The 22146-nt window shown below is 46.6% G+C and carries 17 protein-coding genes; 5 read left to right on the forward strand and 12 right to left on the reverse strand.

The window, feature by feature from the left end:
* Positions 1–84 precede the first annotated feature (84 nt).
* Both EHV08_RS10410 and EHV08_RS10415 read left to right on the forward strand, forming a co-directional pair.
* Positions 85–2298, forward strand: a complete 2214-nt coding sequence (locus EHV08_RS10410; RefSeq protein ID WP_126679206.1) for a chitobiase — start codon at positions 85–87, stop codon at positions 2296–2298.
* A gap of 109 nt (positions 2299–2407) precedes the next feature.
* The gene (locus EHV08_RS10415; RefSeq protein WP_126679207.1) at positions 2408–3493 is read left to right on the forward strand and encodes a DNA/RNA non-specific endonuclease; all 1086 of its coding nucleotides are present in this window, start codon (positions 2408–2410) and stop codon (positions 3491–3493) included.
* A gap of 153 nt (positions 3494–3646) precedes the next feature.
* Here the strand turns inward: EHV08_RS10415 and EHV08_RS10420 are convergent, their stop codons facing one another.
* Genes EHV08_RS10420 through EHV08_RS10440 form a run of 5 tightly spaced genes read right to left on the reverse strand, consistent with a single transcriptional unit; the run spans position 3647 to position 9477 of the window.
* A complete protein-coding gene (locus tag EHV08_RS10420) occupies positions 3647–4891 on the reverse strand; it encodes an ABC transporter permease (protein WP_126679208.1) in 1245 nt (414 codons plus the stop codon).
* Positions 4892–4904: 13 nt separating this feature from the next.
* Positions 4905–6086 (reverse strand): ABC transporter permease, encoded by a 1182-nt coding sequence (locus tag EHV08_RS10425; RefSeq protein WP_126679209.1) that lies wholly within the window; start codon positions 6084–6086, stop codon positions 4905–4907.
* A gap of 3 nt (positions 6087–6089) precedes the next feature.
* Positions 6090–7076, reverse strand: a complete 987-nt coding sequence (locus EHV08_RS10430; RefSeq protein ID WP_126679210.1) for an HlyD family secretion protein — start codon at positions 7074–7076, stop codon at positions 6090–6092.
* 29 nt (positions 7077–7105) lie between these two features.
* A complete protein-coding gene (locus tag EHV08_RS10435; RefSeq protein WP_126679211.1) occupies positions 7106–8587 on the reverse strand; it encodes a TolC family protein in 1482 nt (493 codons plus the stop codon).
* Between the two features lie 17 nt (positions 8588–8604).
* Positions 8605–9477 carry a hypothetical protein gene (locus tag EHV08_RS10440; RefSeq protein WP_126679212.1) on the reverse strand — a complete coding sequence of 291 codons (873 nt, stop codon included), beginning with the start codon at positions 9475–9477 and terminating at the stop codon, positions 8605–8607.
* A 530-nt stretch (positions 9478–10007) separates the two neighbouring features.
* Between EHV08_RS10440 and EHV08_RS10445 the strand changes: the two genes are divergently transcribed.
* The 3 genes from EHV08_RS10445 (at position 10008) to EHV08_RS10455 (ending at position 13074) form a co-directional block, all read left to right on the forward strand.
* Positions 10008–10223 carry a DUF4492 domain-containing protein gene (locus EHV08_RS10445; protein WP_126679213.1) on the forward strand — a complete coding sequence of 72 codons (216 nt, stop codon included), beginning with the start codon at positions 10008–10010 and terminating at the stop codon, positions 10221–10223.
* A 16-nt stretch (positions 10224–10239) separates the two neighbouring features.
* Positions 10240–11805, forward strand: coding sequence for a cytochrome ubiquinol oxidase subunit I (locus EHV08_RS10450; RefSeq protein ID WP_126679214.1), 1566 nt, complete (start codon positions 10240–10242; stop codon positions 11803–11805).
* A gap of 126 nt (positions 11806–11931) precedes the next feature.
* Positions 11932–13074, forward strand: coding sequence for a cytochrome d ubiquinol oxidase subunit II (locus EHV08_RS10455; protein WP_126679215.1), 1143 nt, complete (start codon positions 11932–11934; stop codon positions 13072–13074).
* 188 nt (positions 13075–13262) lie between these two features.
* Here EHV08_RS10455 and EHV08_RS10460 read toward each other — a convergent pair whose 3' ends face one another.
* From EHV08_RS10460 to EHV08_RS10490, 7 genes are all read right to left on the reverse strand, one after another.
* The gene (locus tag EHV08_RS10460; RefSeq protein ID WP_126679216.1) at positions 13263–14225 is read right to left on the reverse strand and encodes a type I phosphomannose isomerase catalytic subunit; all 963 of its coding nucleotides are present in this window, start codon (positions 14223–14225) and stop codon (positions 13263–13265) included.
* 11 nt (positions 14226–14236) lie between these two features.
* Positions 14237–15694 carry a TrkH family potassium uptake protein gene (locus EHV08_RS10465; protein WP_126679217.1) on the reverse strand — a complete coding sequence of 486 codons (1458 nt, stop codon included), beginning with the start codon at positions 15692–15694 and terminating at the stop codon, positions 14237–14239.
* A complete protein-coding gene (gene trkA, locus EHV08_RS10470; RefSeq protein WP_126679218.1) occupies positions 15688–17040 on the reverse strand; it encodes a Trk system potassium transporter TrkA in 1353 nt (450 codons plus the stop codon). The genes EHV08_RS10465 and trkA overlap by 7 nt, the downstream gene beginning before the upstream one ends.
* Before the next feature lie 41 nt (positions 17041–17081).
* Positions 17082–19184: a 1-deoxy-D-xylulose-5-phosphate synthase gene (locus tag EHV08_RS10475; RefSeq protein ID WP_126679219.1), complete on the reverse strand. Its 2103-nt coding sequence runs from the start codon at positions 19182–19184 to the stop codon at positions 17082–17084.
* A 170-nt stretch (positions 19185–19354) separates the two neighbouring features.
* Positions 19355–20452 (reverse strand): Mrp/NBP35 family ATP-binding protein, encoded by a 1098-nt coding sequence (locus EHV08_RS10480; protein WP_126679220.1) that lies wholly within the window; start codon positions 20450–20452, stop codon positions 19355–19357.
* A gap of 130 nt (positions 20453–20582) precedes the next feature.
* Positions 20583–21353, reverse strand: coding sequence for a DNA alkylation repair protein (locus EHV08_RS10485; RefSeq protein WP_126679221.1), 771 nt, complete (start codon positions 21351–21353; stop codon positions 20583–20585).
* Positions 21354–21411: 58 nt separating this feature from the next.
* Entirely contained in the window at positions 21412–22089 is a 678-nt protein-coding gene (locus tag EHV08_RS10490) for a response regulator (protein ID WP_126679222.1), read from the reverse strand.
* Positions 22090–22146: the final 57 nt, after the last annotated feature.

The following is a 22146-nucleotide window of genomic DNA, read 5'->3' on the forward strand; positions in this document are numbered from 1 at the left end:
TAAAATTACTATCTTTGTGGCATGGAATGTATTTTACCGTAAGAATAATAACTAAAAAAATATTAACGTAAACATTTTATTAAAATGAAAAAAATATTGCGGTTAACCGTGCTGTTGCTGTTGGCTGTGTGGGAAAATGCGGCGTATGCAGATACGTACACCTATGAATTTGCAACAAAAGTGTTTACCGAAAATGGTGAACAAAACCTCGGTGGGGTGAAGTGGACCTTGCAGACCGATACACAATATTTCGGCTATAATGCAGACAAAGGCCAGCAAATAGGTTCGGGTTCTGCACCTGCTACATACGTTAATTTATCGACAGATGGCATATCGGGTACTGTCAGTTCTATCAAAGTGGAAACAAGCGGAGCCAAAGGTATTGATGCAAATCTCACAATTACAGTAGGTGGAAAATCTTTTGGCGATACATATAAACTTACAAATGTCAATACAGAACACAATTTTACCGGAAACGCAGCGGGACAGATAGTGTTGAAGTATGAAAACAAAGCCAAGGCAATATATATAAAGAAGATAACCATAGAATACGAAAAGCAAGAGGGCGACGACCCGGAGGAGGAAGAAGAGGAAGAAGAGAATGAGGAAGACCCGATAGAGACTGCCCAAACCTTCGTTTTCAATACCGAAGCGGGGCTTACCGAGTTAGGAATCAGTGTGCCGGAATCCGGAAGTTGGACAAATATCGTCAATGACTTAAAGAATAAAGGCGTAACACTGTCGAACACGAAAAACATAACAGAGGCTCGTTTATACAATAATGATGGCAGTTACACTTTCCGTATCTATGATGGCGGAACAATGACATTGAAGACTGATAACGGTGCTCCTATCACAAAGATAGTTATAGATTTTGATAATGCAGGAAGCGTAACGTGTGCAGGTGGATTGCTCGAAATAAACGATAAAGTGGGTACGTGGACAGGGAATGCCAAGTCGGTGACATTCAGTATAGTAAGTCAGTGCTACATCAATACAATCAACGTTACGGCAAATGCTGAAGCACCTAAGCCGACACAGGAGGTGAAAGGACTGAAAGAGTTGAGAACAGTGGAAGACGGCACAGACGTTTACCTCTATATTCCCGATGGCGACGATGTGCGCGTGCTGTTTGTCGACGGCAACGACAATGCATTCTTGCGCGATAAGAAGGGCGACAAGGCTTATTTCAAAGGCATAAAGACCACTCCTACAATGAAATATAATCAGCACTTGGCAGGATATGTCTATGGTAAGAAAACAAGTGTCGGAGAAATGATTGTGCTGGAAGCAATAAATAAAACCAACTCTGAAAAGTTGTTGATTGCAGACCCCGTGACAGAAGATGACGTGATGCCGGCATCAGTAACAGATAATATGTACGGCAACCATATAGCCGACTGGGTTGTTATAAAAGAACATCAGGTGAAGAAAGGAAAGGTGATTGTGAACGGAAAGGAAATTACTATCAACAATGCCTATAATCTGAACGCTGACAAATACTATCAGACACCATACGACAATGCCGTAGTTGACATGTCGGCAATAGTCTTCGCCACAGCACCGGATGCAAGCGAATTGCGCCCGATATATAACAAGGTGGAGAAAACCAATATACATAATGTGGCAGAGAATGAGTTCGTGCCGATTGTATATGTTATCGGCGAGGATATCGACTTTGTGTTACCAAATGAGAATATCACGAACACTGCGGTAAGACTGAAGCGCGAATTGTCTGACGAATCGTGGAACACTATCACACTGCCGTTCGGGATTGAAAACGTGGAAGGTGCGTTGCGCAGTTATAAGTCGGTGGAAGAAAACGTGATGACATTCGTTGAAGCAAAGAATATAGAACCCGGAATGCCGTATCTTTATAAGCCGGCAAAGAAGTTGGAGAACACTGTATATAAAGGTGTCACTCTCTCAAATGTATTGGCAAAAGACGTTGAACACGACGGATTCCACTTTGTTGGAACATACAAGCCTTACGTAATGAAGAACGACAAGACCGAACGTTTCATGGGAGAAGACGAAAAACTATACTCTCCGACATCTGAAGAACAGAGCAAGGTGGCAGGAATGGGCGCATATTTCGTTGTGCCTGCAACGGCAGATGAGGTAATGGTGTCTTTCTATGATATTCCGACAGGTATCGGTAGCATAATGACGGGAACGAACGAATGTCTTGATAATGCTCGGGTTTACAATCTTGGAGGTCAGTTTGTAGGATATGGTGTAACGCAACTGCCCAAGGGAATATACATTGTTAATGGTAAAAAACTTGTTGTCAGATAATAAAATACAACTTGAACATTGGAAATAAACAACACAATGGGATAGATTCTGGAAGATTAGTGAGAAAGAATGATTGTTTAATGAATTTAACTTATTAGAAAAAGAAATCATGAAAAAAATTATTTTAGCCTTATCGTTGCTTATCGTTACTATTGATGCGATAGCACAGAAAAACAAGACACCGGAGTGTATAAAACTGAAAAACGGTGCAGTATTGACATTTCAAAAAGATGAAACAGATAGGTCTGTTATCATCTTCGGACAGGGAGGAGCGAAGGATTCGCTCGGTATAAAGATATACATGAAGGACGGTTCCTGCATTGACTATCTCTATTCGCAAATCGATTTCATTACATTCTACGACCAAGAAGGTGGACAGACGGATGATAATAACATCAATAAAAACAATGAAACCGACCTTGCAAGGAACAAGGAGGCGTGGAGACTGGAGTTCCCGAAACTGCATCAGGGTGACGAAGACTTCACTTATGAGATAACTCACTATGCCGATAAAGAACAGGTTGTGAATTTCTCTTTGGAATGGGACGGACAGAAACGTGGAAACAGGTGGACATGTTATCAGTTGCATGCAGGCAATCTGCCCAAAAACACAAAGCGAAATAATAAGTTCAAGGAAGACCTTAAGATCACAAATCCGGCTCACAGAACAACACTTGCGGATTATAGGCCTACGTCTTCAATATACTCAAGAGGTCACCTCTGCCCGTCAAGCGACAGACTTTTTTCCGTAGAGCAGAATATGCAAACATTCTATCTCAGCAATATGCAACCGCAAGAGACAGGGCATAACAGTGGTGTGTGGCAGCAACTGGAAAAGAAAGTCAGGGACTATGCTTCAGATGTGGAATGTGACACGTTGTATATCGTGAAGGCTGCAACAATTGACAAGCCGGAACATATAAAAAATACGACAGCAACAGGGTTGCGTGTTCCCGCATATTTCTATATGGCTCTGCTATCTTATAATAATGCAACAGGAAAGTATCACGCTCTTGGTATATGGTCGCCGCACTATAAAAAAAGTCCGACAGAATACATAACCATAAAGGAATTGCAGTCAAGAACGAATATAGACTTCTTCTGTAATCTCCCGGATGATATCGAAGAGGAGGTTGAGAACGATAAAAGTAATGATAATGCAAGGTTCTGGGGCATCACATTTAACTCCAAATAGACGGCATTATATTATAAGATAGAGAAAACTCAAATCCCATTCACAGACTTTACGTTGACCTTACTTGGGCGTAATTTATCGTGAATGGGATATTGTTTTTTACAAATGGCGGGTGAGAGAATGATGTGTTTTGAAGTTCCTGAATTGTAACTGTTATTCTTTCACTTGTGATTTTAATGCCTTTTGCTTCTCTACGGCATTCTTTATTACCGTCATTCGCTCTATTGCATGTCGGCGGGCACTAATCAGTTGGTATTTATATACGGCGCAGGTCGCGAAGAAATAGACAATTACTTGTATCCAAAGCCAGATATATTCGTTGCGAACATCATTGAGAGTAGCACCCATACTGCTTATTCTTACGAAGCCGCGTACGCCGAAAGTGGAGGGCACAAGGTATGATATTCCGCGCCATATTGCCGGAATACTGCTCTCCGGCCACGACACTCCGGCAAGGAAAAGGAATGGAAGTGAGGTGAACACAACGAGTAATATCACGTTCTCGCGATAGCGTATGATGCACGAGAAGAGCATACCGAAGAAGATGCTGGCAAGCAGATAGGGCAGCATCAGTGCGAAAAGGTCGGTCGCTTGCGGTATGCTTGTGAAACCGAAGATGCGCGGAACGACAAGTGTGACGTATGCACCCATTACCGAGAATATCATGAGATAGCACAGCGACTTGCCGAATACTATGCGGTACATGCCGTTGTAGTGGCGGCTCACGGGCACAAGGTCTTGGTAACGGTTGTTCTCTCGCGCCGTACCTGCGCTGAGTCCGATGCCGAGAAGCAGCGTTTGTTGCAGTATCAGGATAAGTACACAGGGCAGAATGAAGTTGCCGTAACCGCCTGTGGTGTTGAACATCTGCACATCTTCGAAGTCGAGCGGCTGTGTTAGAATACGATCCTCTTGGTCGGTTGGGGGGCTTGATATTGCAACTTGAATATCGGCATTCATGTCTTGCGACACATTCATCGCGGTGGAATAAATTGCCTTATATGTCAGCATCATGCTCATATCGCAGAATAGGCTCATCTTGGTTTGCTGTCCTCGTCCGAGTGTTTGTTCGAAATCGGTAGGGAAGTAGAGTATTCCGCGCACCACCTGATGCCCCACAAGTTGTCGTGCCTCGTCTATCGAGGTGCAATGGTAGGCTACTTTCACTTCCGGCGAAGCATCGCATCGACGTATGAATTGGCGTGAGGTATGACTGTTCGACAGGTCAACCACAGCCACCGGGACATCTCTCACCACCTCGTTATCGTATGCCCAAGAATATACCAGGGGGTAGAGTAGCGGCACAATGATAAAGAATATCAGCACTCCTTCATCTCTTATGACAGAGCGCATTTCCTTTCTCCAAATATAGCAGGTGTCTTTTAGACTTTCATACATGTTTTTTAGGAGTTTAGGGTATATAAACGTATTCAAGCATTGCTCGTCGCAGGTTCTTCATAACGAATATAGGGAGGCAGATGAAGACAATCAGAGCGATGAGATTGAACCACGCATCACTCATCGGATAGCCGTTAAAGACGCATATCTGATAGAACATATAGTAATGTCGAAGGGGGAAAAGTTGTCCAAAAGCCTCCAGCATCGGGTGCATTGCAAAGAGCGGAAATGCCGCACCACACATAGTGAAACCAAGCATTGCCCACAGCGAACACACACTCATTGACAAACGCAGCGAGGGTATCAGTCCGAAAACGAACATCCCGAAAGACTGTGACGCTACTACTGCGAGAAAACCGATGAGGGCGATTGTGAACCAATTTCCTTGATGCGGGAAGCCGAGAAAGCCATATATATATATAAGGTAGCCGTAGAATATGGTTAGAAATATCAATGTCTGCGGCAGCATCTTTCCGAGCATTGCCACCCAAATGTCATTGTCTGACAAGCGCATCAGCACCTTGCTGCGGCGGAATTTCAGTTCCGTACCTATGGAATAGGCCGTTATAAGGAATACGAACAGCAACAACAAGCCGGGGATAATGAACGAACCGAGATAGAAATTGTAGTTCAGCCAGGGATTTCCTATCATGTGCAAATCAATGGATATGGGTTGCAGAAACGCCAATATCTGGTCGTCGGTGTGCCCTCGCGCACGCATGGTGGCCTGTCCCACTGCCGCCGAAGCGAGCGTACATACCGTTCTCATGTCGCGATAGAGCAACGCACCCGCCATGAGCATCGTGCTGTTAAAGTAGAAAGACACTTTCGGTCTGCGCTGCGACATAAGGTCGGAGGTAGTGCCTGCGGGAATATAGAGGAATGCATAAATCTCGTTTCGCTGCATTGCGGCACGCGCTTCCGCCGGAGTGGCATACCGTCCTACTACTTTATTGGTCTGCATAGCGTCGAGACGGCGTATGATAGAGCGTGTTGTGACGGTATTATCGTTGTCAACAATACCGATAGGCATCTCCTGCGGCAGTCCGTCGTCCATCATTGAGGTGAAGAAAATCACCGACACGATGGGGAACACCACCATACAGAAGAGGTAGATCGGCGTTGACATCATTATGCCACATTCTCGCCGTGCCACACTAAGTATGCGCAGAAAAGGATTCCTTTTGCTATACATTGTCTATCTTTTCACTATCAACGACATGCCTGGGTACAAACCTTCGGTCTTTTCTATAGGACGGGCTTTCACCTCAAAGGTCTTCAAGTCATACTGCCCGTTGCTTTTGGTCGCTTTCCAAACGGCGTATGTACCTTGATCTTTTATGTAGAATATCTTGAGTTTTATTTCTTTGTCGAATGCCGGGCAGTATGCTTTTATCACTTCGCCAATCTTCATTCCGTTGAGTAGGTCTTCGCGAACGTTGAATGTGCCCCACATATCTTTCGTAACGGATATGTTCATTATCGGCGAACCGGTGCCCACGAGTTCGCCAACCTTTGAGAACACGCTGCTCACCTCACCTTCCATCTGTGCCACCTGTACGAGTTCGCGCTTATACGAGCGCACCTCCTGCACCGCACCATGTGCCTGTCCGACCTTCGCCACCGCCGCTTTCTTCTCTTCGCTGCGTGCACCTTCCACGGCCATGTCATACTGACTCTTTGCCGCTTTGGCCTGTGCTTCGTAAGCCTTGAACTGCGCCAGGGCCTCATCACGTTTCTGTGCCGTCATCACTCCTTCGTCGAAGAGACGCTGCACACGCTCGTAACTCTTCTTGGCAATTTCAAGTCCGGCCGTTGCTTGTTGCCATAACTCGTAAGCACCCTGTATCTGTTGCTGGCGTGCTCCGTTCTGAGCCATCTCGCTCATGGCAGATGCTGCACGCTCAACGCTCTGCGCCTGTGTCATCTTAGCCTCCACTTCGGGTGCGTCGAGAATGGCAAGCGTGTCGCCTACGTTTACATGGTCGCCCTCCTTAACTCGTATTTCGAGAATACGTCCGGGCACCTTGCTCGACACTCTGTACTCGGTAACCTCTACCTCGCCTTGGATTTCTTCGTCGGTATGTCCGAAAGCGAACAGTCCGATGACTGCCACTATTGCCACTACCGCCACAATTCCGAGTATGGCGAGTAGTATGTTGTTATGTTGCGTCTTTGCTGACATGATATTTGATATTTATTATTGTTTCTTCGTTATAGTTCTCCCAAAGCCTTTCTTAGTGCCACATCGCTAAGTCTGGCCTCTATCTCGGCTTCCACTTTCTGCGTTTTCGACTGCAACCAAGCGGTCTGTGCCGCCATTACATCGGTGGTCTGCATCACTCCCTCGGCAAAACCAAGGTTTGCACAACGCAGGTTTTCCTCTGCCTTTTCAACGTTTTTCACGGCGAGGGCATACCTGCGGTGAGCCTCTTTCACCTTGAAGCGGCACTGACTTACTTGCAGACCGATTTTCTCTGCGGCATCAAAAAGTTCCATCTCTGCCATCCGTGCGGCCGCCCTTGTCGCCCTTACCTTATACGTTCCCTCGTTCCAACTCCATATCGGAACACGCACCAGCACTCCGAGATTCCACGTTCCGCCGAACTTTTTCTCAAAACCGTTATACAGATTTGGGCTTGTCATGAGATAGCCACCGGTGACAGCGACCTGCGGCAGATAGGCCGCGCGTACGAGTTTAGTCGATGTGTTTGCCATATCCACAGATATTTGAAGCATCTGTAGTTCGGGACGCGTATTGTATGTAGGACTCTCTCCGCCATCGTAAAGCGTGGGCAGCGACAGATTTTCGGTGTTCTCATCGGTAAGGGTGATGTCCTCTTCGTATGTCATTCCGCAGAGTTGGCACAGTAACATCTTAGACAGTGCCACACCGTCTTCTGCCTGCATCAATTGCATTTCTGCCTCATTCACTTTCACGCTTACCTGAAGTTTGTCAGACCGCGTGGCAACTCCTTCCTCGAACATCTTCTTTACGTCATGGTCGAATTTGCGAACAAGTTCGAGATAGTTGCGAGCCAGTTGTTTCTTATGTTTCACCGACACCACTAACCAGTAGGCTTGGTCGATGTCGTAGAGTGTCGTTTGTCGCGACAGTTCCAGTCGTTCGGCCATTAGTCGCTCGTTGAGGTCGGCAAGGCGGTTGGCCGCCGTGATTGCTCCTCCGGTATATACAGGCTGTGTTACCATTACAGATGCCGCGAAAGTGTTGCGGTTGTTGGTGCGCAGTCCTTTTCTGATGTTGCTTCCTATGCCGTTCAGCGTCTGCGCCATAGGTGTTGCCATTCCGGAGAACAGTCCGCCTATCGTCTGTGCCATTTGCGGAGTGATGATCCCTTGCCCTGCAAAGTTGGAGAGCATTTCGTTCAATGCGCCTCCCATTTTGCCGGCCACGTTAGAACCGATGTTGTTCAGTGCCGTCTTCTGGTCATCGTTCAGCAACGACACCTCGCGGCTTGTCAGTTCGTAACCGCCGAGTGCAGTGAGCCTCGGCAGGTATTTCGTGCGTGCCGCCTTGCGTGTGTTCAGTGCCACTTCCTGATTCAGTCGTGCCACGTTGAGTTGCTTGTTGTTCTCCAATGCCATGCTGCGACAGTCGTCGAGCGACAGCACACGCTGGGCACAGGCACCTGCCGAAAAGGCCATGGCGGCAACAAATGATAAGAGTCTATACATATAAAAAATGTCTGTTGTTATTCAAATTTCACGCTGCGCGAACCAATCAGCTGCCCATCAGAGAAGATAGCGACCTGATAAGTGCCCTCTCCGAGGAACTGATTTATGTCATAATAGAGTGTAACCGGTGTTTCATTTCCACCATATTCCACGCTCCGTTTCATGGAGCATTGCAACTGTCGGTTCTCATATTGGAACACTCCGGCATTGCCGAGCACCGTTCCCGTCGGAGTGGTGATGCGCACATAGAGCGTCCTTATGCCGTTCGTTGCAGTGACGTTCTTTGCTATCTTGAATGTCAGGCGCAGTTGTTTCGCCTTTTTTAGTTTCTCGGTCTGCTTGCCTTTCTTGTCGAGCATCACCAACTGTATTGCCGTGGCATCGAGTTGGGCGGCTATTGCAACTTTCTCGGAGAGCGACACCTTGTCGGCATTCAGTCCTTCAATCTGACGTGTTGCCTCTTCATACTGTCCCCTTACGCGGGTGTTTTCTACTGTGAGATTCTGGTTGAGTCTGTTCAGTGAGTCTATTTCGAGCACGTAACTGCGTATCACGGCGCGGCACGTTGCGAGTTCTTTCTTCAGTCGTGTTATCTCGCGTGCATCGTTAGCCTTCACCGAGCGCAGTTCTTTCAGCAACTGTTGTGTGCGCAGTTGTTCGCGTGTGAGTTGCGCCACGATGGAGTCATTGTTGATGCGCGACTTCATTTCGGTGTATTGTTCTGCAAAACGCTGGTACTCGTTCTCCATTTCTTTCTTGTCGAGTTCGGCCAGTTCCTGCATGTCTTCGTTAGCCTGTTTCTGCTCTCGGAGGTCAAATGCGAGCCACGCCACACCTCCTATTAATAATACTATGACCACAATCAGTGGTATGATAATCTTCTTATTCATGTTTTTTTGTTTTAAACCGGTTTTCTATTATCCGATTGCAAATTTAGATTATTTTCCTAAAACGAACAAAAAAAATACGCCTTTTAAACCTTTAAGTAACTTAAAAATAATATTTTTGAGGAAATAACGAACAATCTCGGTTCCTTGATTTATGCTCTCGAATATTGTTAATAAATTGCTTTTTACACCCTTTCGCTTTCTGTAAAATCACCTGCTATTACTCAGTATAATAAATAATGTAAAGCAATTTAGCCCGAATTGGAAAGCAAAATGGGCGAAATTGCTGACCAAAATCGCCCATTTTGCACGACAAATTCGCCCAAATTGGTTGGCATAAGAAATTTCAATTGAGTTGATTTGCGATTTAATCAGTGTAGAATAGGTGGTAAATGCTTTATTGGAAGAGGGAAATTTTCAATGTTTCAAGATTTGTAAAAATATTATTTTTGTAACAGAATTTGGCAGATTATGAAAAAGTTATTACCTTTGCAGATTATTATTGATGTTGGAAACATTTCCTTAAAGAAACAATGAATAAAAACAATTTACTATATAGAGCATTTTACTTGTATTATGATGGATTCCGTAATATGAAGTTAGGCAAGACATTATGGCTTATTATCGGCATAAAATTGTTTGTCATATTTGTAATACTGAAAGTCTTCTTTTTCCCTAATTTTATCTCTCAACATAGTGAAAAAGGACAGGAGTCATCGTTTGTAGCAACAGAGATATTGAACAGATAACTAAACTAAAATAATTATGAACAATTTATTTCTTGCAGTCGATGCAGGAGCGGTGGATTGGGCAAGGGCGCAATTTGCGCTGACTGCCATTTATCACTGGCTCTTTGTGCCACTCACACTTGGTTTGGCACTCATCATGGGCATCGCAGAAACTTGCTATTACCGCACGGGGAAACAGTTTTGGAAAGACACTGCCCGCTTTTGGCAGAAACTTTTCGGAGTGAACTTTGCAATGGGTGTGGCCACCGGAATTATCCTTGAGTTCGAGTTCGGAACAAACTGGAGCAACTACTCGTGGATAGTGGGCGACATCTTTGGTGCACCTCTCGCTATCGAAGGCATCGTGGCTTTCTTTATGGAGAGTACCTTCGTTGCCGTGATGTTCTTCGGTTGGCAGAAAGTATCGAAGGGGTTCCATCTCGCATCTACATGGCTCACCGGTCTTGGTGCAACCATTTCGGCATGGTGGATTCTTGTTGCTAACTCTTGGATGCAATATCCTGTGGGATGTGAATTCAATCCTGACACGATGCGTCATGAGATGGTTTCTTTCATGGAAGTAGCCCTCTCGCCGTTCGCAGTGAGCAAGTTCTTCCACACGGTGATTTCGTCTTGGATTATCGGTGCAATCTTTGTCGTTGCCGTTTGCTCATGGTATCTCTTGAAAAAGCGTGATACGAAGTTGGCAGTTGAGAGCATCAAGATTGCAGCCGTAGTAGGTTTTGTGGCTTCGTTACTGGCAGCAATTACCGGTGACGAGAGTGCTTACAGGGTTGCGCAGGTGCAGCCGATGAAGTTGGCGGCAATGGAGGGACTATACAACGGTGGTACCGATCAAGGACTTACTGCCTTTTCGTTCATCGATCCATTCTCACAGCCCGACTACAAGAACGAGAAAGAGCCACCTATGAAATTGGAAATTCCTAACACTCTTTCGTTCCTCGCAACGCGCGACATGCACGGATATGTGCCCGGTGTGAACGACCTCATCAACGGTTATTCAACTCCCGACGGAAAGACGGAAATCTCTTATGCCGAGAAAATAGAAAAAGGAAAACTTGCAATCACTGCCCTCAGCGAATATCGTAAGGCAAAGGCTGCAAGCAATGAGGCAGAGGCGCAGCGTCATCTGCCGGTGCTGAAAGAGAATATGCCATATTTCGGCTATGGATATATTAAGAATATAGACGAACTCGTACCGTCAATTCCTATCTGTTTCTATGCTTTCCGCGTAATGGTAGGTCTGGGCACGCTGTTCATTCTCTTCTTCGCAATCGTAGGTTTCATCGCCTATCGTAAGGACATTGCCAACACCAAACGCTGGTTGTTGTGGTTGGGTGTGATACTCTTGCCTTTATCATACATCGCAAGTGAGAGCGGATGGCTCGTTGCAGAGTTCGGTCGTCAGCCTTGGACCATACAGGACATGCTGCCTACAAGTGCCGCAGTGAGCAATATTTCGTCCAGCTCTATTGCTCTGACGTTCTTCGTATTCCTCGCCCTCTTCACCACAATGCTTGCGGTTGAGATAAACATCTTGCTGAAGCAGATAAAGAAAGGTCCGGAGTATGACAAGAAGTGATGCTTGGGTGTTTGATGTCGGGCGTTTGGGCTAATCCCATTGCAGTATCGCAACGCTCGGCATAATGCTCGGTATCTCTTAATAAGAAACATAGAATATTTAACATTTAACTTTTAATATAAAGGTATGACATACGATTTTTTGCAACATTATTGGTGGTTCCTCATATCACTGCTTGGTGCATTGCTCGTTTTCCTGATGTTCGTTCAGGGTGGCAACTCGCTACTGTTCACACTCGGCAAGACGGCAGAGGAACGTCGCATGATGATAAACAGTACCGGTCGTAAATGGGAAATCACATTCACGACACTCGTTACTTTCGGTGGAGCGTTCTTCGCTTCTTTTCCATTGTTCTACAGTACCAGTTTCGGCGGAGCCTATTGGCTTTGGATGCTGATTCTTTTCTCTTTCGTGCTGCAAGCCGTTAGTTATGAATTTCAGAACAAGATAGGCAATATCCTCGGAACAAAGACATTCCAGTGGTTCCTTGTCATGAACGGCGTTTTAGGTCCGGTGTTGCTCGGTGGTGCCGTGGCAACATTCTTCGATGGTTCAAATTTCCTTGTGGCAAAGCAGAATTTCACCGATGGTATCGAACCGGTGATAAGCAGTTGGGCTAATGCTTCGCATGGTCTTGATGCGTTGCTCGACCCTTGGAATATTATTCTCGGACTTGCTGTGTTCTTCCTTGCACGTATTCTTGGAAATCTCTATTTCATGAACAACATCAAGGATGAGGCTATCGAGAGACGCTGTCACGCAAACCTGCTTGTTGACGCAGTGCCTTTCCTTATACTCTTCGTGGCCTTCCTCGTGCGCACAGTGCTGAAAGACGGCTATGCTTTCGACCCGGCAACTGGCGTGATATTCATGGAACCGATGAAGTATCTGAACAACTTGTTAAGCATGTGGTATCTTGCAGTGGTGCTTTTGATTGGAGTGGTTCTTGTGCTCTACGGCATTATCGTTCCGGTAATCAAGAAGACTTATAAAAAAGGTATATGGTTTGCCGGTATCGGAACAGTGCTTACAGTGCTCGTACTATTCCTCATTGCAGGCTGGAACGGAACAGCATACTATCCTTCCAATGCCGATTTGCAGAGTTCATTGACGATACAGAACTCTTCAAGCAGTGAGTTTACCCTGCGCACCATGTTCTATGTGTCGCTCCTCATCCCCTTCGTACTTGCGTATATCATCTATGCTTGGCGTTCGCTCGACCGCAAGCAGATAACCAAGGAAGAGATTTCGGAAGACGAGGCATATTGATTAATGATATAAACAAATAAATGGCGTGTGGATTGTGACCACACGCCATTTATTTGTTTATGTTATTTTGTGGAATATCCCGGAATGGATAAATGTCATGCCGGCGACCTATTCGTGAGCGAGTGATTTGTTGTAGGGTGCTCGCAGCGTCTGCCTTATTCGGTCATTCTTGTCTGCGCAGATTTGAGTTAAACGTAGGTCTCAAGAAATTTCACCGTACCTTCCACTTTCACCATTTGTGTTGTTGCCGGCAGTAGGACGGTTTCGCCGGCATTAAAAGACACCGTAGTGCCTTCTTCGTCTATGATACGCCCCTCGCCTTTAAGTGCCATGAGGACAACGAAGGAGTCGAGTTCGGAGTAATCGAGAGTCATAGGTTCGTCAAGGTCGTAAACCGAAATGTGGAAATATGGGCACGACACGAGAGGCACTCCCATGTTCTTATGTGCCTCATAGTCTGTCCGATAATTCTCTTCCACGGTGTAGTCTATGCTTTCTGCCGCCTCTTTGGTGTGCAGTTGTCGATAGTTTCCGTCCTTATCCTTGCGTTTGAAATCGTATATGCGATATGTTACATCGCTTGTCTGTTGTATTTCAGCAAGGAAACAGCCCGAACGTATGGCGTGTATCCTGCCCGCGGGGAGGAAGAAAACGTCATCTTCGCTGACATCATATTGTGCCAGGGCGTCGCAGATAGTGTCGGTCTCCACCATTTCACGGTATTTCTCCGGTGATATATTCTCGCGCAGTCCGCAGAATATCTTTGCTCCCGGGTCTGAAGACATAAAGTACCACATCTCTGTTTTGCCACGTTGTTTTCCATGTCTGCGTGCTATCTCGTCTGTGGGGTGCACCTGAATGGAAAGGTCTTGGCAGGCATCGATGAACTTGATGAGCAATGGGAACTCGTTGCCGAAACGCTCGTAGTTCTCACGTCCCATAAGTTGTTCCCTCATTTCTGCCACCACATCGTTGAGTTTCAGACCTTTCATAGGGCCATCGCTCACCACCGTTTCGTTATCCTTCACTCCTGAAATTTCCCAACTCTCGCCAACATTTTGCATGTCGGAAGTGATGTTCTTGAAGCCTATAATCTTGTCTCCACCCCATAAAGTCTGTTTCAGCAGGGGCTTGAATTTCAGTATCTGCATAGTAATATGTTTTAATTGTCTTTCCAGAAGGATGATGTGAATAATACAACAATGGTGATTATCTCAAGACGACCCATAAGCATGAGTACCGACAATATCCATTTCACTATGTCGGGAAGGATGCTCCACGACATTGTTGGGCCTATTTCAAGTCCCAGTGTGGGACCGACATTGCTGGCACAACTCATTGCAATGGTTATGGAATTGGTGCTGTCAACACCCGATAGAATCATAATGAAATAGGAGAGCAGGCACAGCATTACATACAGTACGAGGAAATTGAGCACCGATACTTGCGCTGCGTATGGAATGATGCGGTCGTTCACTTTCACCGGAAGCACGGCATGGGGATGCAGCACACGCTTCAGTTCGTTGAGAAGTATTTTCAGTATCATTACGCCACGCACACACTTGAAACCTCCGCTCGTACTGCCGGCACAGCCTCCGAAGAACATACAGATGGTAAGGATTACCCATGTGATATGCGGCCATTTACCGGGATCATCGTTTAAAACACCGGTCGTCGTAATGAACGAAACCACTTGAAACAGCGATTTGCGGAATGCGTCGTGGATATTATTGTCTGTGGAACGCATCAGAAAAAAAGTTATCCCAATCGTAGCGAGGATAATTAAGGAGACATAAAGTTTCAGTTCGGAGTTCTTTAAGAATGCTTTTACCTTGCCTTTGAAGAACATTGCATAGAGGAGTGAGAAACTTATTCCGGAAAGGAACATGAACGTTATGGCGGTATAATCTATGGCCACGGAATGGAAATAGCCTGTGGAGGCATCGTGGGTGGCGAAGCCTCCGGTAGCGGTGATTGCCATTGAGTAGTTCACGCTGTCGAAAACGTCCATTCCGGCGAAGAAGAAACAGATGGCGCATGCTATGGTAAGCACGCCGTACATGCTCCATATCCATTTCGCTGTGGTCTTCAATCGCGGGTGCATCTTGGCACGTATCGGTCCGGTAGCCTCGGCAGAGAACACTTTCATATTTCCACCCACAAGCGATGGTATGATGGCTATGGTGAAGAAAACAATTCCGAGTGCGCCTATCCAATGAGTCAACGAACGCCAGAATTTCAGTGAATGTGGCAGTAGTTCTACGCTTTCTATTACACTCGCACCGGTGGTAGTGAACCCCGACATCGTCTCGAAATAGGCATCGGTGAAATGCGGCAGATAACCGGTTATATAGAAAGGAAGGGCACCGAAGAAACTGAATATCAGCCATACCGTCGTAACCAAGAGATAAGCCTCGCGTCGGCCAAGACTGTCGGTGGCATTTTTTCCGAGAAAACGGAATACGAGTGCTGCCACCACGGTGGTTATTGTGGAGAATAGAAAGCCCATGAGATCGTCCTCGCCGTAGTAATATGCCATGACGATGCACGTTGCCATCATGAACGCTTCGATATAAAGCAGTTGACCGATGATTTTATATATAATCTTCAGATTCAGCATTTGAAGAACTTTTCTAACTTTGCCATATTGATGTTATGACAGAACATCACTACTACGTCGCCCGCTTCTATCTGCGTACCGCCGCTTACCAGTTTTCCCACTCCGTTGCGAACAAGTCCGCCAATGGCTGTTCCTTCAGGTAGTCCGAGTTCGAAAACGCGCTTACGAGTTACTTTCGAGCCTTGCTGCGCGGTAAATTCTGCCACGTCGGCATTGGCCGTTGTGAAAAATTTCACGTTGCTAACGCTGACATCTTCGTCAAGCATAATCTGATATATTCGGCTCGCGGCAAGTGCTTTCTTGTTGACAATGGTGCCGATGTCAAGGCTCTCGGCGATTTTTACATAGTCCATATTCTCTACTATCGCCACCGTTTTGCGCACTCCCATGCGCTTCGCCGTGAGACAGGCGAGGATATTTGTCTCGGCATTGTTTGTCAGAGCAACGAACGCTTGAGTGTTTCCGATACCTTCATCGCGGAGCAATGACAGGTCGCGTCCGTCACCGTTAATTACCATTACGCGCTTGTTGTCAATCAGTTCGTTTAGTTCTTCGCAGCGTGCCTCGTTCATTTCTATTATCTTGGCGTTCATGTATTCCGGAAGTTTTGCCATTGCTCTTACTGCCGTCATGCCGCCACCCATCACCATGACGTTCTTCACATCGATGTAGTGTTCTTTGCCTACAATCTTACGAACGTATGATATTGTGTCGCGCTTTGTCATGAAAAACACCATGTCGTTGAGTTTCAGCACATCGTCTCCGCGCGGGATTATGGTGTCTTCGCCACGTTTTATTGCCACCACATAGTAAGGAGTCTCCGGTTTTGAGAGTTCTTTCAGTGGTTGGTTGAGTATCTCTGCCGTGTCTCTCATCTTTATTCCGAGCATCACAAGCGAACTGTTATGCACGTCCCATCGCTGTCTCACCCAACTCATTTTCAGTCCGTTGCAGATTTCGGTTGCGGCAAGATTTTCCGGATAGATTAGCGAATCGATACCCATTCCCCTGAAAAACTCAATGTTTTTCTCTTCCATGAAGTCGTTGTCATCAATCCTTGCCACGGTCTTTTTTGCACCCATTGAGTGAGCCATCATGCAACTTGTCATGTTCAGATGCTGGTCGGGCGTTACCGCAATGAATAGGTCGGCACCATGTGCTCCTGTCTCTTTCAGGGTCTTGAAACTTGCAGGCGATGCAAGATAGGTCATTAAGTCGTAATCGCCACTTATGTCAGCAAGACGCGCTTCGCTCTCGTCTATCAATACCGTGTCGTGATTGCTGCGTGACAACAGTTTTGCCAAGTGTGTTCCTATGGCGTATGCGCCGGCTATGATAATCTTCATCTCGTATAAATGAAATTTCCTTTTAGCGGATTGCGAACTGCCTATTGGCAATTATCAAGTCCAAAAATTGCTTTTCTTATGCTCTCCACGTCAATTCCTGCCACTCGCTGCTGTTCGGGCACGGTGCCATGTTCGATAAACGAATTTGGCAGACCGAGACGTGTTATGTGCGGAGTGTAGCCGTGGTCGGCCATCCATTCGAGTACGGCAGAGCCGAAACCACCATCGCGCGAACCGTCTTCTATGGTAACGATACGCTTGAATTTACGCCCCACTTCCTCAAGAATTTCCTCGTCAAGAGGCTTTACGAAGCGCATGTCATAGTGTGCCACGCTCTTTTGTCGGGCATGTTTTGCTGTACACATTTGACCTGATGCAGAGTCTTGTTTCTCCCCATCGCCCAACGCTCCACGCTCATCCCTCAACGCTAAACACTCATCGCTAAACGCTCCATCTTCATCGCTCAACGCTTCAATAACCGAAACACCGAGAGGGCCGTAACTCAAAACGGCAACATCTTCACCATCGCGCAACTTTCGTCCTTTGCCTATTGGAATTTCCTCTAATGGGCAACGCCAGTCAACAACGGAGCCTCTGCCTCGCGGATAACGTATCACGAACGGGCCTTTGTCGGGCAGTTGTGCCGTGTACATCATGCGTCTCAGTTCGGGTTCGTCCATTGGTGCGGCAATCGTAAGATTTGGAATAGGGCGCAGTGCTGCAATATCGAAAGCACCATGGTGTGTAGGGCCGTCCTCGCCTACAAGTCCGGCACGGTCGAGACAGATAACAACGGGCAGGTTAAGCAATGCCACATCGTGTATGATATTGTCGTAAGCACGCTGCGAGAAAGAACTATATATATTACAGAAGGGTAACAGACCGTCTTTTGCCATACCTCCGGAGAACGTCACGGCATGACCTTCAGCTATACCAACATCGAATGCGCGGTCAGGCATTTCTTTCATCATGATATTCATAGAGCATCCGCTCGGCATGGCAGGTGTTACTCCCACGATGCGCGGATTTTGCCTTGCGAGTTCCAGAAGTGTCTCTCCGAACACATCCTGAAACTTCGGTGGCAGGCTGCTCGTGTCGTTTTTCTGTCTTTCTCCGGTCTCCGGATTGAACTTTCCGGGCGCATGCCATATCGTAGCCTGTTTTTCCGCAGGTTTATATCCGTATCCTTTCTTTGTGTGCAGGTGCAGCAATTTCGGTCCTTCCATGTCTTTCAACTGGCGTAGGAGACGAACAATCTCCTTAACGTTGTGCCCATCGAAAGGTCCGAAATATCTTATGTTCATGCCCTCGAAGATGTTCTGCTGTCCGCTGATGGCACTCTTTGCGGCATTGCCAAGGCGAATAAGCCCCTTTCTGCGGTCATCTTTCAGGTAGCCTTTGCCCTTCAACCAACGAGAAGCCTTGTATCTCAGGCGGTTATAAGTCTCGCCGGTGTTCAGTTCGAGTAGCAACTGCTTCATTCCTCCCACCGACCTGTCAATAGACATATCGTTATCGTTCAGAATGATAAGTAGGTTGTTCGGCGAACTTGAAACGTTGTTCAAACCCTCGTATGCCAGTCCTCCGCTCATTGCTCCGTCACCGATTACGGCCACGACGTGCCTTGGTTTTGCGTTGAGCGTTGAGCGTTGAGCGTTGAGTGTTGAGCGTTGAGGGTTGAGTGTTGAGGGTTCTTTGTCCGCCTCGCTCAACTCTAAACCCTCAACGCTCAACCTCTCCGCCGCCACTGCCATTCCCAATGCGGCCGATATACTGTTAGAAGCGTGTCCGCATGCGAACGTGTCGTATGGACTCTCTTCGGGTGAAGGGAAAGGGCGTATGCCACCCAATTTCCTGTTGGTGCAGAACACATCGCGCCTGCCGGTCAATATCTTATGTCCGTAAGCCTGATGTCCCACATCCCATACAATCCTGTCCTCGGGTGTGTTCATTACATAATGCAGTGCAACTGTAAGTTCTACCGCTCCGAGACTCGATGCGAAATGTCCGGGGTTGACCGACAATTCGTTCACGATGTCACGGCGCAGTTCGCTGCACAATAACGGCAACTGGTCTATGCTCAACTTGCGCAGGTCTTCCGCGCTGTTTATCTTTGTAAGTAACTTATATCCGTCTTGTTCCACGCTTTTCAATGTTAAACGGTAAAAATTAAACGCTAAAAGTTAATTCTATCCCTTGTTTCAGCCTTTGCAACGACTCGGTCGAATACAGGTTTATTATAATATTGCCGTAGCAAACATATCATTCTGCAAAGTTAATAAAAAAATCTCATTAAGAGAATTATTGACTCACATTAGTTTGTTCTTACTATCTTTGTAGGTGCTTGCTCTTTGTTTCGACGATTGACGACGGTAACAACAGCCTGTGCAAGATTGATAAATGCTATTCCGGTCATGGATTCTGATGACAATGCGGCAGGTTTTCCGTCGTCGCCACTTTCGCAAATACCCTGCACGAGCGGAATTTGTGCCAGCAGTGGCACGCCTAATTCCGAGGCAAGTTGCTTGCATCCTTCCTTTCCGAAGATGTAGTATTTGTTCTCCGGGAGCTCTTTCGGGCTAAACCATGCCATGTTCTCGATGAGTCCGAGGATAGGAACATTGACCTTGTCGTTGCGATACATGTCAACACCCTTGCGTGCATCGGCCAACGCTACCTGTTGAGGCGTTGACACAATCACTGCTCCTGTTATGGCAAGTGTTTGCAACAGAGTGAGATGTATGTCGCTCGTTCCCGGCGGAGTATCGAGAATAAGATAGTCGAGTTCTCCCCAGTTGGCATCGCCAATCAATTGTTTCAGTGCGTTCGATGCCATTCCCCCACGCCATAATGTTGCCGTTTCGGGATTTACGAAGAAACCTATTGACAGCAGTTTCACGCCGTACTGCTCGATGGGTTCTATCAAATCGCGTCCGTCAACATGCACAGAGTATGGGCGTGCATCCTCCACATCGAACATCTTAGGCATGCTCGGTCCGAAGATGTCGGTATCTAACAGTCCTACTTTATAGCCGAGACGTGCCAGGGCAATTGCGAGATTGGCCGATACTGTGCTCTTTCCCACACCGCCTTTGCCACTGCTCACTGCCACGATGTTTTTCACTCCGGGCAGCATCTTGCCCACTTCGGGGCGTGGCTTCGACTTGAACTCGGTCACGATTTCCACTTCCACTTCTTTTGAAACATGATAGTGTATCGCAGCCTCTGCCGCTTTGACTGTTGATTTCAGGAAAGGGTCGGTTTCCCTTGGGAATTCTATAATAACCTTCACCTTCATTCCGTCAATGGCAGGTTGGTCCGCAATCATTTCGCTATCGACGAGATTTTTCTTTGTGCCCGGATACATTACCGTAGCCAGTGCATCCATTATAAGTTTTGGATATAAGTCCATCTTGTTGCTTTACTTTAATAATTTTCCGCGAAGTTACGGCTTTTTCCTTGAATGGCAAAGGGGTTTGCCTTTTTTTATTCTTTATGCTTGTTGTTGCCAAGCGTAATAATGGCGTGGCAACATACTTCGTTTACAGTTTCTTTTTCACGTTCAGCCATTGCTTTCGCTCGTCTTCATTCATCTTTTCTATGGCGTAGCGCAGTGCTGTGCGTGGCATTTCGGCGGCATGTTTGGTGAGGAATGAGCGCAGCAGTTCCATGCTGACGCGTTTTCCCATTTCCCGAAGCATCCAACCAACGGCTTTGTGCATCAGGTCGTGGTGGTGCATCAGGTGTCGCTCGGCATATCGCAGCGTGAAAGCGGGGTTGCCCTTTTGCAATGCTCCCCATGTGCAAACCATTGATATACGTTTTTTCCAGAGGTTTCCGCTGTTGGCAAGATTATCCACAGCCTCAATCTTTTCTTGTTCAGAATAGCATGAAGGGAGCAGCAGCCAATACCCCAAGAGTTTTGGTGCCGACAAATCTACAAGGTCCCAATTATTGGCACTCTCAGCGTTCGCAATGTAAAATTCCACTATCTTGTCACGTTCTTTCATGGCCTCTTCGTTGTCAATGAGTCTTTTTGAACATAGTTTTCCGAATCGTGCCACGAGTACAAGCAGTCCGCAAAGACGTGCATCGTGCCATTCCGATTGCAGTAACCGGTATATTTCGTCAAGCCCCATTTCGTTACATTCTGCCGCTACGGAGCGCACCTGCGGCATTTTCAAACCCAAAAACTTATCACCTTCGCCATACTCACCCTTGCCGGTCTTGAAGAATTTCATAAGTATGCGGCGTTGCTTCTCGTCAGACTTGCTGCGCAAAGCCTTAATCACTTCGTTTGCCTTATTCATCATTGTATTTCCGGATATGTTATGTTATAGCCACCAATTGATAATAGATAATGCCCTTGTGTCACTTCTTGAAAAAATATCCGTAGCCCTGTCGTGTCACTATCCTGTCTGAGTATTTCCCGATTTTCTTTCTCAGACGGGTAATGTTCACATCGACGGTGCGGTTCAGTACTATCACATCGTTAGGCCATATAATGTCTATCAGTTCCTTACGACTGAATATTCGTCCCGGTTCTTTCATGAAGAGGCTTAGTATTTCAATCTCTGTCTTGGTGAATGCGACATCTTCTCCATCGATGCTGACGGTCTTCAGGTCGAGGTTTATTGTTATTCCCTCATATACAAGCAGGTTTGCCTGCTGTTCTTCGGTTTTCGCAGTGCGTCGCAGCAATGCGGCAATGCGTGCCAGAACCTCGCGTATGGAGAACGGTTTGGGGATGTAGTCGTCTCCGCCAATATCAAGACCTGTCACGCGGTCGTCTTCATTGTCGCGTGCCGTAATGAATATTATAGGTATGTTTCGGGTGCGTTCCTCACTTCGAAGAAGTCGCGCGAGGTCAAACCCCGACATCCCCTCCATCATGACATCGAGCAATATCAGGTCAAAATCCGTCATTGTGTGTGTCATCGCCTCTTCTGCCGAGCCTGCCGTCTGAACTTCATATCCTGCCGCTTCCAGATTGAATTGCAGAATTTCGCATAGTGCTTGCTCGTCGTCAACAACCAAAATCTTTTTCATCTTGGCTGCAAATTTACATATTTTTTATGGCATTACAATGCACATTCGGTTGAAAAT

It is taken from the genome of Prevotella koreensis (genome assembly GCF_003977605.1).
GTDB classification, from domain to species: Bacteria; Bacteroidota; Bacteroidia; order Bacteroidales; family Bacteroidaceae; genus Prevotella; species Prevotella koreensis.

What these genes read in the sequence shown, in the direction of transcription:
- EHV08_RS10410 (WP_126679206.1), top strand. Translation starts at nt 85, where the DNA reads ATGAAAAAAATATTGCGGTTAACCGTGCTGTTGCTGTTGGCTGTGTGG.
- EHV08_RS10415 (WP_126679207.1), top strand. Translation starts at nt 2,408, where the DNA reads ATGAAAAAAATTATTTTAGCCTTATCGTTGCTTATCGTTACTATTGAT.
- EHV08_RS10420 (WP_126679208.1), bottom strand. Translation starts at nt 4,891, where the DNA reads ATGTATGAAAGTCTAAAAGACACCTGCTATATTTGGAGAAAGGAAATG.
- EHV08_RS10425 (WP_126679209.1), bottom strand. Translation starts at nt 6,086, where the DNA reads ATGTATAGCAAAAGGAATCCTTTTCTGCGCATACTTAGTGTGGCACGG.
- EHV08_RS10430 (WP_126679210.1), bottom strand. Translation starts at nt 7,076, where the DNA reads ATGTCAGCAAAGACGCAACATAACAACATACTACTCGCCATACTCGGA.
- EHV08_RS10435 (WP_126679211.1), bottom strand. Translation starts at nt 8,587, where the DNA reads ATGTATAGACTCTTATCATTTGTTGCCGCCATGGCCTTTTCGGCAGGT.
- EHV08_RS10440 (WP_126679212.1), bottom strand. Translation starts at nt 9,477, where the DNA reads ATGAATAAGAAGATTATCATACCACTGATTGTGGTCATAGTATTATTA.
- EHV08_RS10445 (WP_126679213.1), top strand. Translation starts at nt 10,008, where the DNA reads ATGAATAAAAACAATTTACTATATAGAGCATTTTACTTGTATTATGAT.
- EHV08_RS10450 (WP_126679214.1), top strand. Translation starts at nt 10,240, where the DNA reads ATGAACAATTTATTTCTTGCAGTCGATGCAGGAGCGGTGGATTGGGCA.
- EHV08_RS10455 (WP_126679215.1), top strand. Translation starts at nt 11,932, where the DNA reads ATGACATACGATTTTTTGCAACATTATTGGTGGTTCCTCATATCACTG.
- EHV08_RS10460 (WP_126679216.1), bottom strand. Translation starts at nt 14,225, where the DNA reads ATGCAGATACTGAAATTCAAGCCCCTGCTGAAACAGACTTTATGGGGT.
- EHV08_RS10465 (WP_126679217.1), bottom strand. Translation starts at nt 15,694, where the DNA reads ATGCTGAATCTGAAGATTATATATAAAATCATCGGTCAACTGCTTTAT.
- trkA (WP_126679218.1), bottom strand. Translation starts at nt 17,040, where the DNA reads ATGAAGATTATCATAGCCGGCGCATACGCCATAGGAACACACTTGGCA.
- EHV08_RS10480 (WP_126679220.1), bottom strand. Translation starts at nt 20,452, where the DNA reads ATGGACTTATATCCAAAACTTATAATGGATGCACTGGCTACGGTAATG.
- EHV08_RS10485 (WP_126679221.1), bottom strand. Translation starts at nt 21,353, where the DNA reads ATGATGAATAAGGCAAACGAAGTGATTAAGGCTTTGCGCAGCAAGTCT.
- EHV08_RS10490 (WP_126679222.1), bottom strand. Translation starts at nt 22,089, where the DNA reads ATGAAAAAGATTTTGGTTGTTGACGACGAGCAAGCACTATGCGAAATT.